Consider the following 14,028-nt stretch of genomic DNA (forward strand, 5'->3'; position numbering starts at 1 on the left):
CCCACGGGCTTCATGCAGGTCTGCCATGGCAAGCGCGCGCCCCTGGCCCGCGTGTGTTCGGGCGACTGGGTGGTTTACTACGCACCGGCCCAGACCATGGGCGGCAAAGACCGGCTGCAGAGTTTTGTCAGCCTGGGGCGGGTGGCCCCTGGTGAGCCATACCCGGTGGACATGGGCGGGGGCTTTGTGCCCTTCCGCCGCGATGTGGCCTATGTGTCGGCGCAGGCCGCGCCCATCACACCGCTGCTGGACCGTTTGCAGTTTGTGGAAAACCGCGAACGCTGGGGTTACCCGTTTCGCTTTGGCCTGTTTCAGATTCCACCTGCCGATATGCGGCTCATCGCCCGGGCCATGCGGGTTGACAGCGCAGCCCTGGCGCTGGATAACATCTGACAGGCCGTTTTGCACCCGGACCGTGCGCCCGACGTGGCGGCGGTCCCCATTTTTTGGCTGGAGATATCTTGCACACGCCTTCTACCCATCCCCTGGCATGCCGATGCGGTGCGCTGCAGGGCAGCGTTGCCTTGATCGGCAGCGGCAACCGGCTGATCTGCTATTGCCGCGATTGCCAGGCCTTTGCCCGGTTTCTGGGACAGCCCGACCGGGTGCTGGACGCCCAAGGCGGCACCGAAATTGTGCAGACCGCGCCCGATCGGGTCCGCTTCAGCCAGGGCCAGGAACACCTGGCGGTGATGCGCTTGTCGGAGAAAGGCATGTTGCGCTGGTACGCGGCCTGTTGCCGCACACCGCTGGGCAACACCATGAGCAGCCGGGGCGTGCCCTTTGTGGGGCTGGTGCACAGCTGTCTGGCTTCGGCGCCCCTGGAGCCCGACTTCGGGCCGGTGCGGGCCTGGGTGAGCACGGCCAGCGCGCTGGGCGAACCCAAACCCCAGGAGCGCGGCATGGCGGGGCTGATGTTCCGCGCGGTGAGCGCGCTCATTGGCAGCCGCCTGTCGGGGCGCTACAAGCGCACGCCTTTTTTCAGCGCGGCGAACACGCCGGTGGCCGTGCCTGTCACCGTCTCGGACGAAGAACGTCGGCGGCTGCGGCTGGCGCCGGTGGCTTGAGGCGTTTGCCCGTTGTATGCGCCGCGCCGACCGCCTCTTCACCCTGGTCCAACTGATCCGCGGCCGGCGCCTGTCCACCGCCGCCTGGCTGGCGCAGCGCCTGGAGGTGTCTTTGCGCACGGTGTACCGCGACGTGGCGGATCTGCAGCAGCAGGGCGTACCGATCGAGGGCGAGGCGGGCGTGGGCTACCGCATGGGCCGGGGTTTTGAGTTGCCGCCCCTGATGTTCACGCAGGAAGAAGCCATGGCCCTGGCCGCCGCCACCCGCATGGCCCAACAGTGGCTGGACCCGGCCATGGCGCGCGCCGCGGGCGACGCCTTTTCGCGTGTGGTTTCGGTCTTGCCCGCCAGCCTGCGCTCCCAGGTCCAGGGCATGGCGCTGGTGGTGCCGCCCGTGGGCCTGGATGCGGCGGTGGCGCAACGCCTGCAGACGCTGCGCGAGGCGGCACAGGCCCGGTGCAAACTGGAGGTGCGCTACCGCGATGCGAGCGAGCAACGCAGCCAGCGCGTGCTGCGGCCACTGGGCTGCTTTTACTGGGGCCGCGTCTGGACCCTGGGCGCCTGGTGCGAGACCCGGCGCGATTTCAGAAGTTTTCGGGTCGATCGCATCGACCAGCTGCAGGTGCTGGACACCCGTTTTGCCGACGAGCCCGGGCGCACCTTGCAGGACTTGCTGCGCCACGTGGAAGCGGAGCGCCAGGCCGGTCTCTGCGCGGCACCGGCTTCGGACGCTTAGGCGGCCAGTGCGGCCTCGATGTCGCCGGACAGCTTTTCCGGCGCGTCCTGCGGCGCGTAGCGCTTGAGCACCTGGCCATCTTTGCCCACCAGGAACTTGGTGAAGTTCCACTTGATGGCTTTGCTGCCCAGCAAACCGGGTGCTTCGGCGCTGAGCCAGCGGTACAAGGGGTGGGCGCCATCCCCGTTGACCTCGATTTTTTCCATCATGGGGAAAGTCACGCCGAAATTGCGCTCGCAAAACACCGCTATTTCTGCGTTGGTGCCCGCGTCCTGGCTGCCAAACTGGTTGCAGGGAAAACCCAGCACCACCAGACCACGGGCACCATAAGTTTGGTGCAGTTTTTCCAGGCCACCGAACTGGGGCGTGAAGCCGCAGGCGCTGGCGGTGTTGACAATCAACAGGGCTTTGCCGCGAAATTGGTCGAGCGACACCGGCAGGCCATCGATGGAAAGGGCTTCAAAATCGTATACGCTGGACATGTTGTGACTCCGCAAGGGTGAGAGAGATGGGCTTGTCGTCGGGTTCGTGGCGTGGCCGACGATCCGGCGGGCAATGCGTCACAGCCGGTGTCACCGTAGCGTCAGTGTGCGCATGCATTGTGCACAAGAACCGCATCCAGTGATTGAATGCGTTATGCGTGCCGGGTACGGCGACAGGCTTCGAACAGGACAATAAAGAAATGGCCAATTCATACACCATGGCATTGGTGGGCTTTGCCCAGCAGGAGGCGACCACCTTCGAGTCGTTTTTTCGCCTCGCCGCCCGCCGTCCGCCCAGTTACTTGGTGCAGGACGAAGTGCTGGACGCCCAGCTGCTGATCGTCAACGCCGACAACATGCAGGCCGTGCATTTGGTGCGTTATGCGGAATTGCCCGGCCGCGTCTTGCTGGTGGGCAACTCCGACGCCGGCACCGGCTGGCCTTTGCAGCGCAAGCCGGTGCGGCTGGTGGGCGTGTTGGCGGCGTTGGACGCCTTGGTGGGCATGGGCGGCGCGCAGGCCAGCGTGCCCTCGGCTCCCGCCTCGCGCGAAGACCCCTACGCCCCGCCGGTGGCCGCGCGCCAAGGCGCCGATCGCGGCTTTGCGGCCACCGAGCCGTTCAACAGCCAGCATTTGCCGCTGCTGAAGCCCAAGGGCGGCGGGCGGCGCAAGTCTGGGGATACCGAATTCCCGCCCACCCGGCCGATGGAAGACCACAGGCCAGCTGCTGCCGCTGCCGCAGAGCTGGCCGAGCGCAGCGCACCGCCGCCGCAGTCCAGTTCACGCCAGCAGGCGCGGGTTGGCGTCATGGGTGTGACCGATTTTGGTGGCCTGGACGAACTGCCCATGCCGCCGTCCACACCGCCCGCCGCTGGCCCCAGGGCGCAGCGCTCGCGCTTGGGTCAGACCCGCAGCAGCGCGGACGTGCCCGAGCTGCCGCACGGGGACATGTTGCTGGTGGCGGAAAGTCTGGTGGAGGGCCGCATCCTGCACAAACGTTTCAAACGCTATGGGCTCAACATCGACTGGTCGCGCGATTCCAAGCAGGCGGTGGCCATGCTCAAGGCCCACGTGTACCGCTTGGTGGTGATCGATCGGCTCACCGGTGAGCCGGACGCCTACCAGGTGTGCCGCAACGCCAAGCAGGGCCGCTTGCTCAATGGCCAATCGCCGGTGGTGGTGATGTTCGCCGCCGCCGCTGGCAGCATGGACCGGATCAAGGCCAGCCTGGCCGGCAGCGACGCCTACCTGACCCGTTCGGTGGGTGAAGCCGAGTTGTACAAGGTGCTGGAGAAGCACCGGCTGGTGAACCTGGACGGGTTCGAAGCCACCAACGTGGGGTTCTAGAGAACACCCCCGCGCCGCCTGCGGCGTCACCCCCTCAAGGGGGCAACACCTGTGGCCCGGCCAAGCCGGTTCCACGGTGTTTCTCGAATAAGACACGTGCGCCGGAGGGGGAGTCGGTCCGGAACGCCGCAGATCCGGCTTGGCCGGTCTGCCAGCGTTGCCCCCATGAGGGGGTGACGGGCTCTGCAAGCCCGGCGCGGGGTGGGCCACCCTCACCCGTGCAAGTCGTCGCGCCGGGCGATCTCCATCAGGCGCTCCAGCTCGTGCGGGTGTTTGCGCAGGTTGCTGCGGTGCCACAGACCGATCAGCCACATCATGCTGGAGACCACCAGGCCAAACGCGGTGATGGCCAGAAAGGCCGACAAGCCCATGCTGGTGGACAGGCTGTAGAGCGCGCCGAGCAACAAGATGCAGGCTTGTTCGTTGAAGTTTTGCACCGCGATCGAGCGGCCCGCGCCCATGAGGTTGTGGCCACGGTGTTGCAGCAAGGCGTTCATGGGCACCACCAGAAAACCACCCAGGCCGCCCAGCAGCACCAGAAAGGGTGCGGCCACCCAGACGTTGTCGATGAAGTTCATCAGAATCACCAGCACGCCCATGGCAATGCCCAGGGGCATCACGCGGGTGGCCTGGTCCAGCCGCATGCGCATGGATGCCACCACCGCCCCCACGGCCGTGCCCAGGGCCACCACGCCAACCAGGGAAGAAGCTTCGGTGGTGCTGTAGCCCAGCGCCACGCCGGCCCAGGCCAGCACGATGTAGCGCAGGTTGCCCGAAACACCCCAGAATAAGGTGGTGGTGGCCAGCGAGATCTGGCCCAGGTGGTCGCGCCAGAGCCGGTTGTTGCAGCGCCAGAAATCGGGCAGCAGGGCGAGCGGATTCTTCGGCATGGGCCGGGGCGTGACGCCCGTCAAGGGGATGCGGGTGTTGAACCAGGCGGCCACCGCATAGACCAGCACCAGCATGGCGATGGCCGCGTCGGCGGGGCTGTGCAGCCCCGGCAGGCCCAGGGCCAGCAGGCGGTGCGAGGCCCAGGGCGCGATCAACTGCCCGCCCAGCAGCACGCCCAGGATGATGGAGGAGATGGTCAGGCCCTCGATCCAGCCGTTGGCCTTGACCAGCTGCGAGGGCGGCAGCAGCTCGGTGAGGATGCCGTATTTGGCGGGCGAATACGCCGCCGCGCCCAGACCCACCAGCGTGTAGGCCAGCAGCGGGTGCACGCCCAGCAGCATCAGCAGGCAACCACCGATCTTGATGGCGTTGCTGATGAACATCACATGCCCCTTGGGCTTGGCGTCGGCGTAAGCGCCGACAAAAGGCGCCAACACCACATAGAACAAGGCGAACAGGGGCACCAGCGCGGCGCTTTGCCATTCGGGCGCCCCGTGCGAACGCAGGAGCGCAATGGCGGCGACGAACAACGCGTTGTCTGCCAGCGAGCTGAAAAACTGCGCTGTCATGATGGTGTAGAAGCCGCGCTTCATGGGGATGATTTTGTGTGCCCGAACCAGCCACCGAATATCGGTGATCGATGCCGAGGCAGCTTTTTATGCGAAAGTCGACCAACCGTCTCCAAGGAAGCCGGGTTATAGCACGCCACCTCTTAAGCCCGTGGTGCATGCTTCACGGTTGTTCCGGTTTTGAGTCCTGTGTTTGCCGCTCCAACGGCCATTGTCGCTGCCCGCCATGCCCCGTCCCATTCTTGCCACCGTGCACCTGGATGCACTGCGCCACAACTTGCAGCGTGCCCGCGCTTGCGCTCCCGATGCCCGCGTCTGGGCGGTGGTCAAGGCCAACGCCTACGGCCACGGCATCGAACGCGTGTTTGAAGCCCTGCGCGGCGCCGACGGCTTTGCGCTGCTGGACCTGCTCGAGGCCGAGCGGGTGCGGGCCTTGGGCTGGCGCGGCCCGATTTTGTTGCTGGAAGGCGTGTTCGAGCCGCGCGACCTGGAGCTGTGTTCGCGCCTGGATTTGTGGCACACGGTGCATTGCACCGAACAGCTGGACTGGTTGGCGGCGCACAAGGCCCATGCGCCGCAGCGCGTTTTTCTCAAGCTCAACAGCGGCATGAACCGGCTCGGCTTCACGCCCACTGCGTTCCGCGCCGCCTGGGCGCGGCTCAACGCCCTGCCCCAGGTGGAAGAGATTTCGCTCATGACGCACTTCAGCGACGCCGACGGTGCGCGCGGCATCGCCCACCAACAGGCGGCGTTTGAAGCCGCCACCGCCGACCTTTGTGGCGAGCGCAGCCTGTGCAACAGCGCCGCCCTGTTGCGCCACGCGCAAACCCCGTTGCAAGGGCAGGGCGTGCAGACCTTGGCGGCCGACTGGGTGCGCGAAGGCATTGCGCTCTACGGCGGCGCACCCGACCACCCGCAAAACACCTCGGCGGGCTGGGACTTGCAACCGGCCATGAGCTTGTCGAGCCGATTGATCGGTGTGCAGGCTCTGCAAGCCGGCGACACCGTGGGCTACGGCTCGGCCTTCACCGCCGACCGGCCGATGCGCGTGGGTGTGGTGGCCTGCGGCTATGCCGATGGCTACCCGCGCCATGCACCCAACGGCACGCCGGTGCTGGTGGCGGGCGTGCGCACCCGGGTCGTGGGGCGGGTCAGCATGGACATGATCACGGTCGACCTGGCGCCGCTGGATGGTGCTGGCGTGGCCGTGGGCATCGGCACCGAGGTGGTGCTGTGGGGCCGGGCCGCGACCGGCACGGTCTTGCCGGCGGACGAGGTGGCGGCGGCGGCAGGCACCATTTCTTACGAGCTGCTGTGCGCGGTGGCACAGCGCGTGCCGTTCGCGGTGGCTTGAGCGGCACCCGCGCAGTCGCAGAACTCAGGGCTTGCGGCCCGGCGAGCAGTCTGCAAAGCCGTAGCGTTCGCAAAACGGGCTGCCCAGCAGCGGCAGCCAGGACGGCACGTCGTGGAATTCGCGGGCAATGTCGGCCAGCACCGTGTCGCGGTAGGGTTGGAAGCGAAAGCCCTGGCCGTCCACCGCGTAGTAGTCCACGCCCGCCACCTCAAAACGCCGCACGCTCACGCGCTCGAAATAGGGCGTGAAGTCGGCGAGATCGGGTGCTTCAAAGTCGAAGATGCGCAGGTTGTGCCCGTCGTAGCTCCGGAAGTCGATGATCTGGTCGTCTTGCCGCGCGTGGTGGCGGCCCACGCCGAACACCGGCACATAGCGGTGGTGGTGGAAAGCCAGCATCGCCGCCGGGCTGTATTTGCGCGCCATCAAGGCGGTACCGGGCGGCAGGTCTTGTTCCAGCGCACGCACGATGGCCGGGGCCTCGCGCAGGAACACCGCTTTGTCGAACAACTGGGTGTGCTGCCAGACCGACAAGGGCATCCAGACAATGGCCGCCACCGCCAGCAGATGCGGCAGCGAGAGCACCAGGGTCCAGTTCAGGCTGCGGCGCAGCGCGCGCGCGTCCACCCGCAGGCCGACCCACAGCACGAACAAGGGCACAAAGCCCAGCACCCAGTGCAGGCCCACGGTGCGGCGGGTGCTGAGCACAGCGAACACCAGCAGCGGGAACAGCCACAACACCGCCACCGCTTGCAAGACCTGGGGGTTCACCGCGTCGGGTCGGCGTGCACGCAGGCCGGCCCACAGCAGCCAGGGCGTGAGCAGATACGCCGTCATGCCGGCGTAGACCGCGAAGGTCTGGAACGACCAGTGCGAGCCTTCGTTGCGGTTGAAGATGTTGAACATCACATTGGCCCAGCCGTGCGTGGCGTTGAAGCCCAGGTTGATGCCGATGGAGGGCGCGGCCAGCACCAGCATGAGCAGCAGCGCCCACCAGCGCTCGCGCCGCCAGCCCAGGATGTGCGCGGCATAGGCCAGGCCGAGCAGGGCGGCAAAGTATTTGGAAAGAAAACCCAGGCCTACAAACAGCCCGGCCAAGGCGTACCAGCCGATGCCGCGCCCCGGGCAGGCACTGGCCCGCAGATAGGCCCAGGCCGACAGCGCCATGAAAAAGATCAGCGGCGTGTCGGTGGTCACCAGGATGAACATCCACGACCACGGCATGGCCAGGTAGACCGCACCCGCCATCCAGGCGGCGGGCTCGCGTTCGGCGGGCAGCCAGCGCATCAGCAGGTCCACCAGACCCAGGCCGATGAAGCTGGTGAGCAGCAGCGTGAAGGAGCGCAGCGCCAGCGGGTGTTCGCTGATCTGGCGCAGCACGGCCAGCAGCCAGCCCACCATGGGCGGGTGGTCCGAATAGCCCCAGGCCGGGAACACGCCCCATTGGTAGAAGAAGGCCTCGTCGCCGGAAAAAGGAAAATTCGCTGCCAGTACCAGCTTGAGCAACAGCGTCAGGACGAAGGTGATCCAGAACACGCGGCGCGCGCCGTGGATGGAGAACTCGGGGGCTTGCATCGGAGGGTGGGTTGCGAAGAAGGGGTTGGCAGGCTGGGCGTGGGTCCAGGCCGACGGTGTGGTGCTGGTTTTAGGCGTCTACCGCGAGCAGGCTTACACCCAGCACGATCAGGGTGCAGCCCGCCACGCGCAGCCACGAAAACGGCTCGCCCAGCCACAGCACGCCCGCCGCCAGGGTGAATACAAAACCCAGGCTCACCAGCGGGTAGGCCACGCTCACGTGCAGGCGCGAGAGCACCCACAACCAGAGCACCGCGCTCACGCCGTACAGCACCAGACCCAGCCACACCATGGGGCTGCCCAGCGCGTGCAGGTAGGTGGCGCCCACATCGGCACCGGCGGGCGGCGACATGCCGCGTTTCATCGCGATCTGCGCCAGCGACGAGAGCAGCACACAGACCAGGGCCAGGCCCAGAGCAACAGGTTTCATGGTGTCCAAAAGGGCAGGCCGCGTGTGGCGATGGCGCCCAGGGCGGCCATGATCGCTACCGTGGCCCAGCTGAACGGGTCTTTGAGCGCAAACTGCAGCGGGTCTTCGCCGTGCAGCTCGCGCCGCGCGGTTTTGAACCAGATGCGCATGATCCACAACAAGGCCACGGGCGCTGCCGCCCACAGCCACAAGGGTTCGGCGTACAAGGCTTTGCCGTTCTGGCTGTCGATGTACAAGGTGAGCACCAGCACCGCCAGAAAGCCGCTGCTCACGCCCATGCCACGCAGCACCGGCAGGTCGCTGGGGTGGTAGCCCCGGCCAGGCGCTGCGCTGTCTTGTTCTTCCACCAGCTCTTCGAGTTCGGCGCAGCGTTTGATGAGCGCCAGGCTCAGAAACAGAAAGATCGAAATCGCCAGCAGCCAGCTCGACAACTCCACCTCGGCCGCGACCGCTCCCGAGCCAATGCGCAAGGTGTACAGGGCCGAGAGCAGCAAAACGTCGAACAGCGGCAGGCGCTTCAGCCAGAGCGAGTAGTTGAGCGTGAGCGCGGTGTACAGCACCAACATCGCGGTAAAGCCCGCCGACACCGCCAGTGCCAGCACCAGGGCCAGGGCCAGCATGCCCGCCCCCAGCAGCACACCGGCCGGAATGCTGAGCGCCGCCGATGCCAGAGGCCGGTGGCGCTTGAGGCGGTGCACCCGGTCGTTGGGCAGGTCCATCAAGTCGTTGAACAAATAAGTGGCCGAGGCGCACAGGCCAAAGGCCACAAAGGCCGTGGCCACGGCGATCCAGGCCTGCGGCACCAGCGAGTGCGCGGCCAGCAGCGGCACAAACAACAGCGCGTTTTTGGCCCACTGCGTGATGCGGATGGCTTTGAGCACGGTGCGCGGCCGCAGCCGCTGGCGTTCGAACACCAGGGCTTGCGGGTGCTCGCGGCGCACCGCTGCCAGCACGGCGGGTGGCGCGTTCACCACCACGGCCTGGGCGCTGCCCGGCCAGACCAGCAAGTCGTCGCGGCTGTTGCCGGCGTAGGCCCAGGCCGTGTGTCCGCTGGCCCTGGCGTGGGCTTCGATGGCGGCGCGTTTGTGGGCGCGGCTGAGGTTGGGGCCACCGCCCGCCGCCTGGGTGCCCAGGCAGTCGTCGAACAGCTTGAGGTGCGCGGCCACCTCTTGCACGATGCGCGCATCGGCGGCGCTGGCCAGTATCAGCGGGCGCCCGCGCACGTGCTCGGCGCGCAGGTATTGCAAAAAGGCCTCGTGGTAGGGCAGCCGGTCCGGTTGCGGGCGCACCGCTTCGGCCAGGCGCTGCTTGAACCCGGCCTTGCCCAGACCCAGCCACCACAGCAGGCGCAACAGGTTCAGCGGGTTGCGCCGCACGAACAGCAGCACCGACTCGTACAGCGTATCGGTCGGTGTGAGCGTGCCGTCCAGATCCACATACAGCGGGCAGACGGGCGGATCGGTGTGGGTGGTGGTGGAGGGCAAGCGGGTTTGCGGTTGGGGTGGCGGTGTTGGCCTGATTCTAGGCGGCGCTGGTGATAATGGCGGCCACGGTCCGCGCCGCCTCTTCCGGTCTTGCCGCCGGTCTTTCCCCGCCACTCCCCGCACCGAACCCATGGACGTCTGGACCACTTCGCTTTTGCTGGCCGCTGCCGCGTTCGCCGCCGGTGTGCTCAACGCCATCGCCGGTGGTGGCAGCTTTCTCACCTTTCCCGCCCTGGTGTTCACCGGTGTACCGCCCATCGTGGCCAACGCCACCAGCGCATTGGCGGTGAGCCCCGGCTATCTCGGCAGCACCCTGGGCTTCAAGTCCGAGCTGCGCGCCTTGCCGCCCCGGCGCTTGCGGCGCGAACTGGTGATTTCGGCGGCGGGCGGCGTGGCCGGTGCGCTGCTGTTGCTGGTCACCCCACCCACCCTGTTTTCTGGCCTGGTGCCGTGGCTGCTGCTGTTTGCCACCGTGTTGTTCGCCGCCGGGCCGTGGATCGCTCGTCGCACCCGGGGTGCGGCCAACGCCGACCGCGAAGAACATGTTCCACCGAAGTGGCACGAACCGGCCTTGCTGGCCACCGCCGTGTATGGCGGCTACTTCAACGGCGGTCTGGGCATCTTGTTGATGGCGCTGTACAGCGTGGGCGGGGAGTCCCGGCTCAACGTGGTCAACGCTTTGAAAAATGCGAACTCGCTGGTCTTGTCGTGGTTGTCGGTGGCGGCTTTTGTGTTGGCCGGTGCCATCGCCTGGCAACCCGGTGTGTTGATGATGGCCGCTGCCACCGCCGGGGGCTTTTTTGGTGCCCGCTGGTCCAAGCGCTTGCCCGCGTCTTGGGTGCGTGTGGGTGTGATCGCCATTGGGCTTGCGATGACGGCGGCGTTCTTCGCCCGCAGCCTTTGACCCCATCCCACCGCAAACCCAGCGGGCCGCCGCTGACGCCAGCCCGTGATCTGCCCTGGACGGTGGCCAGCCCGTTTCGCATGCAACCGGGGCTGGCGCATCTGGCCCAGGGTGGCCATGCCTTGTTTGTGCGCGATGCGCTCGCGGCGCGCTACGCCGAGCACAAGCAGCAGGTGTTGCGTGAGCAGCCCGAGCGCACTGGCCTGGGCCACGCCGACCCGGCCGTGTTGAAGGCCGTGGCCGAGGCTTATGGGCGCGAAACCGGCCAGGAGCTGGTGCCCAGTGCCGAAGCGCTTACTTTGGGCATGCAAGAAGACTTTGTGGTTTTGCAAGACGGTACGGGCGCAGGCGCCACGGGTCTGTGTGCCCGTTTCCTGTCGGTGTGTTTCCCGTCCAACTGGGACCCGGCCGACAAACTCGGCCGCGACTTTTTGGCCATCCACGCGCCGGTGGCCGACAACGCGCGCCTGTTGGCCGGCGCCAGCGGCATTGTGGACCTGGCGTTTCGCCGGGCGTCCATGTTGCGGCACGTGTGGCTGCTCTCGCCCGACCCGGCGCTGGCGCAACACCCGCACAAGCGGCGGTTGCGCTGGGACGACGCGGTGGGTGCGGCCGACGCACCGGGCGCCAGCGGCCGTCTGCTCGACCAGGTGTTCTTCCGCGTCGAACGCCAGACCACCTTGCCCTTGCCCGATTTGACCAGCGCTGTGTTTTTCATCCGCGTCATGGTGTGTCCGCTCACCGAGGTTCTGGCGGTGCAGGCCGGGCGGGCGCAGGCCCTGCACGCCGCACTGGCGTCCATGAGCGACGCGGTGTGGGTCTACCGGGGCATGGACCGGGTGCGGGCCCGCCTGCTGGCGGAGCTGGCCACAGTGTTGGACCCGAACCCGGGAGCAGCACCGTGAGCGGCGCGCAGGTCTGGGCCGCCCGCAGCGCGACCGTCTTGCTTGCGGCGGGCATGGCCGGGGTGGCGACGCTGGTGTTGTTGGCGCTGGTGTCCAGTTTGGGCGGACCCGCTTGGGCGGGCTGGGTGCTGGGCTTGGTATTGGCCGCGTTCGTGTTTTTGCTGGCGTGGCCAATGGCGCGGCGCGTGGGCCCGGTGTTGATCGCGCGCTACGACGCGGCCGTGATGCGGCCACCACCCAGCACCGCGCCGGGGCTGGCCGAGCTGTCCCACCCCGGCGTGTCAGCCGCTTGGGAGCGGCTGCGGGCCTGGAGTCTGGAGGGCGCAGGCCCGGCGTGCAGCCCGTTCTGGCGCCCTGGGTTGGCGCCGCGGGTGGCGCAAAAATTTTCCGTGGCGGTGCTGACCGGGGGCGATCGCGCCGATCGCCTGGCGCTGGTGGCCGCCTTGTGCCGCCAGCTCGACGGCAGCGAGCAGCTGGACGCCGCCGGTAGCCGGTGGGCCGGCCTGGGCTTGCGCCTGCGGGTGAAGCGGGACGACCTGGCATGGTGGCGCCGCCGCCGCGACACCGACCCCTGGGACTGCGGCCACCTGCTGCCCGGTGCCAGCGCTTTGCAAGCCCTGGCCGTGTTTCGCGCGCGCCGCGCCACGCTGCTGGTGGCCGAGGGCTTGCCCAACGACGCGTTGGCACGTTGCTTGAACGTGCTGGCTGCGCACGCCTCCACCAGCCACCACGCCGTGCGATTGCTGGTGGTGGCGGACGGTGTTGCGGAAATGCCCGAGGCGGTGCCGGTGGCTGTGGTGGTGGACTTGTTGGCCTGCGGGCGCGCAGGCTCCTAAGACCTAAGGCGCCCCCGCTTTTTCCAGCATTTGCACCATGGCCGTGTAGCCGCGCGCGCGGGCCAGTTGCAGCGGCGTCTGGCCTTGCCGGTCGGTGAGCGACAGCCGGGCACCGGCGTCGATCAGGGCCCGCAGCGTGGCCTGGTGGCGGGTGCCGCCATCGCCCAGCACGATGGCTTCGATCACCGCCGTCCAGTGCAGGTTGTTCACGTGGTCCAGCGGCGCACCGGCGGCGATCAATTGCCGCACCACGCCGTCGTGCCCCAGGTGGGCGGCGGCGATCAAGGTCGTGCCGTCGTAGCGGCTGGTGGTTTGCCCGGCGTTGGCGCCCAGCTCCAGCAACACCCGCAGCGTTTCTTCGTCGTCGGCCACGGCGGCAATGGTCACCGCGTCGTAGCGGTCGTTTTCCAGTTGGTTCAGGTCCGCGCCTGCGCGCGCCAGCGCGCGGATCGCGCCGCGTTGCCGGGCGAAAGCGGCCACGTGCAGGGGCGTTCGGCCGTGGTCGTCGGTGGCGTTCAGTTCCGCCGGTGTGGCCGGGCGCTGCAGGCGCTTTTCGTTGCCCTGGTGGGCTGCGGCGTGCAGGCCCCGGTACGCCGCCACTTGCGAAGCACTGGGGGCGACCTGGCTTTGTGCCAGAGGCGCTGCCGCCACCAAGAGGCCGGCCAGCACCCAGGCCAGGCACTTCGGTGTGCGGGTGGTGGGGGTGGGCATCAAGCCGTCCTTATTTCAGCTGGTCCTGGAATTGCTCCAGGGCCGCCACCGCGCACTGCTCGTCCAGGTGGCCGCCGGGGGCTCCGCCCACGCCCAGGGCGCCGACCACCTCGTTGCCCACTTTCACCGGTACGCCACCGCCCAGCAGCAGAAAGCCGGGAATCTGGCCCAGGTTGGCCGCACCGGGGTTCTTTTGCGAACCTTCCATCATGGCCAGGGTGGTGTTCCTGGCGGAGGCCGAGGTGAAGGCCTTGAGCCGGCTGGCTTCCAGGGTGTGCGGGCCGGCGTTGTCGGCGCGCACCACGGCGCGCACGGTGCCGGAGCGGTCGACCACGGTGGCCGCGACGTTGTAACCCTTGGCGCTGCACGCGGCCACGGTGGCGGTGGCGATCTGGGTGGCCAGCGCGGCCGACAGGGTTTTTTCGGTGAGCACGGCTTGCGCCTGGGCCTGGGTGGCGAGCAAGGGCGAGGCCAGCAGGAGGGCGATGGCGCCGGCTTTGAAAGAGGTTTTCATGGGGTTCTCCGGGAAAGAATGCGGTTCGATCAACCGTGGGAGAACTTTAAAAAACGCGGGCCGAGAGCGCCATTCGGGCGCCTACGCGCCGCCCTCCGTAGAACTACGCAGTGCCGTCTTCGTGCACCAGGGTGGCGTAGTGGCGGATCAGCTGCGCCAGCGACTCGGTCTGCAGTTTGTGGAACACATTGGCGCGGTGCGTTTCCACGGTGCGGGGCGACAGGCCC

At 67.8% G+C, this 14,028-nt stretch carries 16 protein-coding genes; 8 read left to right on the forward strand and 8 right to left on the reverse strand.

Annotated features, from left to right (window positions below):
• The 3 genes from ABYB95_RS06425 to ABYB95_RS06435 all read left to right on the forward strand — a co-directional run.
• A partial coding sequence (locus ABYB95_RS06425; RefSeq protein ID WP_372657642.1) for an EVE domain-containing protein occupies positions 1–393 on the forward strand: 393 nt, incomplete at its 5' end.
• A gap of 68 nt (positions 394–461) precedes the next feature.
• Positions 462–1,067, forward strand: a complete 606-nt coding sequence (locus ABYB95_RS06430; protein WP_372657644.1) for a DUF6151 family protein — start codon at positions 462–464, stop codon at positions 1,065–1,067.
• Between the two features lie 16 nt (positions 1,068–1,083).
• Complete coding sequence (locus ABYB95_RS06435; protein ID WP_372657645.1) at positions 1,084–1,803, forward strand: helix-turn-helix transcriptional regulator; 720 nt, start codon at positions 1,084–1,086, stop codon at positions 1,801–1,803.
• Here ABYB95_RS06435 and ABYB95_RS06440 read toward each other — a convergent pair.
• Entirely contained in the window at positions 1,800–2,285 is a 486-nt protein-coding gene (locus ABYB95_RS06440; RefSeq protein ID WP_372657647.1) for a glutathione peroxidase, read from the reverse strand. The genes ABYB95_RS06435 and ABYB95_RS06440 overlap by 4 nt on opposite strands.
• Before the next feature lie 200 nt (positions 2,286–2,485).
• On the opposite strand from ABYB95_RS06440, the gene ABYB95_RS06445 reads away from it, so the two are divergent.
• A complete protein-coding gene (locus ABYB95_RS06445) occupies positions 2,486–3,631 on the forward strand; it encodes a hypothetical protein (RefSeq protein WP_372657649.1) in 1,146 nt (381 codons plus the stop codon).
• Positions 3,632–3,843: 212 nt separating this feature from the next.
• On the opposite strand, the gene lplT is transcribed toward ABYB95_RS06445, so the two are convergent.
• The gene (lplT, locus tag ABYB95_RS06450) at positions 3,844–5,115 is read right to left on the reverse strand and encodes a lysophospholipid transporter LplT (RefSeq protein WP_372657650.1); all 1,272 of its coding nucleotides are present in this window, start codon (positions 5,113–5,115) and stop codon (positions 3,844–3,846) included.
• 202 nt (positions 5,116–5,317) lie between these two features.
• Between lplT and alr the strand changes: the two genes are divergently transcribed.
• The gene (gene alr / locus ABYB95_RS06455; protein ID WP_372657652.1) at positions 5,318–6,445 is read left to right on the forward strand and encodes an alanine racemase; all 1,128 of its coding nucleotides are present in this window, start codon (positions 5,318–5,320) and stop codon (positions 6,443–6,445) included.
• 24 nt (positions 6,446–6,469) lie between these two features.
• Here the strand turns inward: alr and ABYB95_RS06460 are convergent, their stop codons facing one another.
• The 3 genes from ABYB95_RS06460 to ABYB95_RS06470 form a co-directional block, all read right to left on the reverse strand.
• The gene (locus tag ABYB95_RS06460) at positions 6,470–8,017 is read right to left on the reverse strand and encodes an ArnT family glycosyltransferase (protein WP_372657653.1); all 1,548 of its coding nucleotides are present in this window, start codon (positions 8,015–8,017) and stop codon (positions 6,470–6,472) included.
• 70 nt (positions 8,018–8,087) lie between these two features.
• A complete protein-coding gene (locus ABYB95_RS06465; RefSeq protein WP_372657655.1) occupies positions 8,088–8,447 on the reverse strand; it encodes an SMR family transporter in 360 nt (119 codons plus the stop codon).
• The gene (locus ABYB95_RS06470) at positions 8,444–9,931 is read right to left on the reverse strand and encodes a UbiA family prenyltransferase (protein ID WP_372657656.1); all 1,488 of its coding nucleotides are present in this window, start codon (positions 9,929–9,931) and stop codon (positions 8,444–8,446) included. Before ABYB95_RS06470 ends, ABYB95_RS06465 begins: the two co-directional genes overlap by 4 nt.
• Before the next feature lie 130 nt (positions 9,932–10,061).
• On the opposite strand from ABYB95_RS06470, the gene ABYB95_RS06475 reads away from it, so the two are divergent.
• Genes ABYB95_RS06475 through ABYB95_RS06485 form a run of 3 tightly spaced genes read left to right on the forward strand, consistent with a single transcriptional unit; the run spans position 10,062 to position 12,576 of the window.
• On the forward strand, positions 10,062–10,835 hold the full coding sequence (locus tag ABYB95_RS06475; RefSeq protein ID WP_372657657.1) for a sulfite exporter TauE/SafE family protein: 774 nt from the start codon (positions 10,062–10,064) through the stop codon (positions 10,833–10,835).
• On the forward strand, positions 10,832–11,740 hold the full coding sequence (locus ABYB95_RS06480) for a heme-dependent oxidative N-demethylase subunit alpha family protein (protein WP_372657658.1): 909 nt from the start codon (positions 10,832–10,834) through the stop codon (positions 11,738–11,740). The genes ABYB95_RS06475 and ABYB95_RS06480 overlap by 4 nt, the downstream gene beginning before the upstream one ends.
• Entirely contained in the window at positions 11,737–12,576 is an 840-nt protein-coding gene (locus ABYB95_RS06485) for a hypothetical protein (protein WP_372657659.1), read from the forward strand. Before ABYB95_RS06480 ends, ABYB95_RS06485 begins: the two co-directional genes overlap by 4 nt.
• Before the next feature lie 3 nt (positions 12,577–12,579).
• On the opposite strand, the gene ABYB95_RS06490 is transcribed toward ABYB95_RS06485, so the two are convergent.
• The 3 genes from ABYB95_RS06490 to ABYB95_RS06500 form a co-directional block, all read right to left on the reverse strand.
• Positions 12,580–13,287: an ankyrin repeat domain-containing protein gene (locus ABYB95_RS06490; RefSeq protein WP_372657660.1), complete on the reverse strand. Its 708-nt coding sequence runs from the start codon at positions 13,285–13,287 to the stop codon at positions 12,580–12,582.
• A gap of 10 nt (positions 13,288–13,297) precedes the next feature.
• The gene (locus ABYB95_RS06495) at positions 13,298–13,801 is read right to left on the reverse strand and encodes a heme-binding protein (RefSeq protein ID WP_372657662.1); all 504 of its coding nucleotides are present in this window, start codon (positions 13,799–13,801) and stop codon (positions 13,298–13,300) included.
• Between the two features lie 103 nt (positions 13,802–13,904).
• The coding region (locus ABYB95_RS06500; RefSeq protein ID WP_372657663.1) for a LuxR C-terminal-related transcriptional regulator at positions 13,905–14,028 on the reverse strand (124 nt) is incomplete at its 5' end.

Origin of the sequence: Hydrogenophaga sp. (assembly GCF_041633695.1) — a bacterium.
In the GTDB taxonomy this organism is placed as follows: Bacteria; Pseudomonadota; Gammaproteobacteria; order Burkholderiales; family Burkholderiaceae_C; genus Hydrogenophaga.

Excerpts from the sequence above, each read along its gene's own strand:
- ABYB95_RS06435 (WP_372657645.1), top strand. The coding sequence starts at position 1,084 with ATGCGCCGCGCCGACCGCCTCTTCACCCTGGTCCAACTGATCCGCGGC.
- ABYB95_RS06440 (WP_372657647.1), bottom strand. The coding sequence starts at position 2,285 with ATGTCCAGCGTATACGATTTTGAAGCCCTTTCCATCGATGGCCTGCCG.
- ABYB95_RS06465 (WP_372657655.1), bottom strand. The coding sequence starts at position 8,447 with ATGAAACCTGTTGCTCTGGGCCTGGCCCTGGTCTGTGTGCTGCTCTCG.
- ABYB95_RS06475 (WP_372657657.1), top strand. The coding sequence starts at position 10,062 with ATGGACGTCTGGACCACTTCGCTTTTGCTGGCCGCTGCCGCGTTCGCC.
- ABYB95_RS06460 (WP_372657653.1), bottom strand. The coding sequence starts at position 8,017 with ATGCAAGCCCCCGAGTTCTCCATCCACGGCGCGCGCCGCGTGTTCTGG.
- ABYB95_RS06490 (WP_372657660.1), bottom strand. The coding sequence starts at position 13,287 with ATGCCCACCCCCACCACCCGCACACCGAAGTGCCTGGCCTGGGTGCTG.
- alr (WP_372657652.1), top strand. The coding sequence starts at position 5,318 with ATGCCCCGTCCCATTCTTGCCACCGTGCACCTGGATGCACTGCGCCAC.
- ABYB95_RS06495 (WP_372657662.1), bottom strand. The coding sequence starts at position 13,801 with ATGAAAACCTCTTTCAAAGCCGGCGCCATCGCCCTCCTGCTGGCCTCG.
- ABYB95_RS06445 (WP_372657649.1), top strand. The coding sequence starts at position 2,486 with ATGGCCAATTCATACACCATGGCATTGGTGGGCTTTGCCCAGCAGGAG.
- lplT (WP_372657650.1), bottom strand. The coding sequence starts at position 5,115 with ATGAAGCGCGGCTTCTACACCATCATGACAGCGCAGTTTTTCAGCTCG.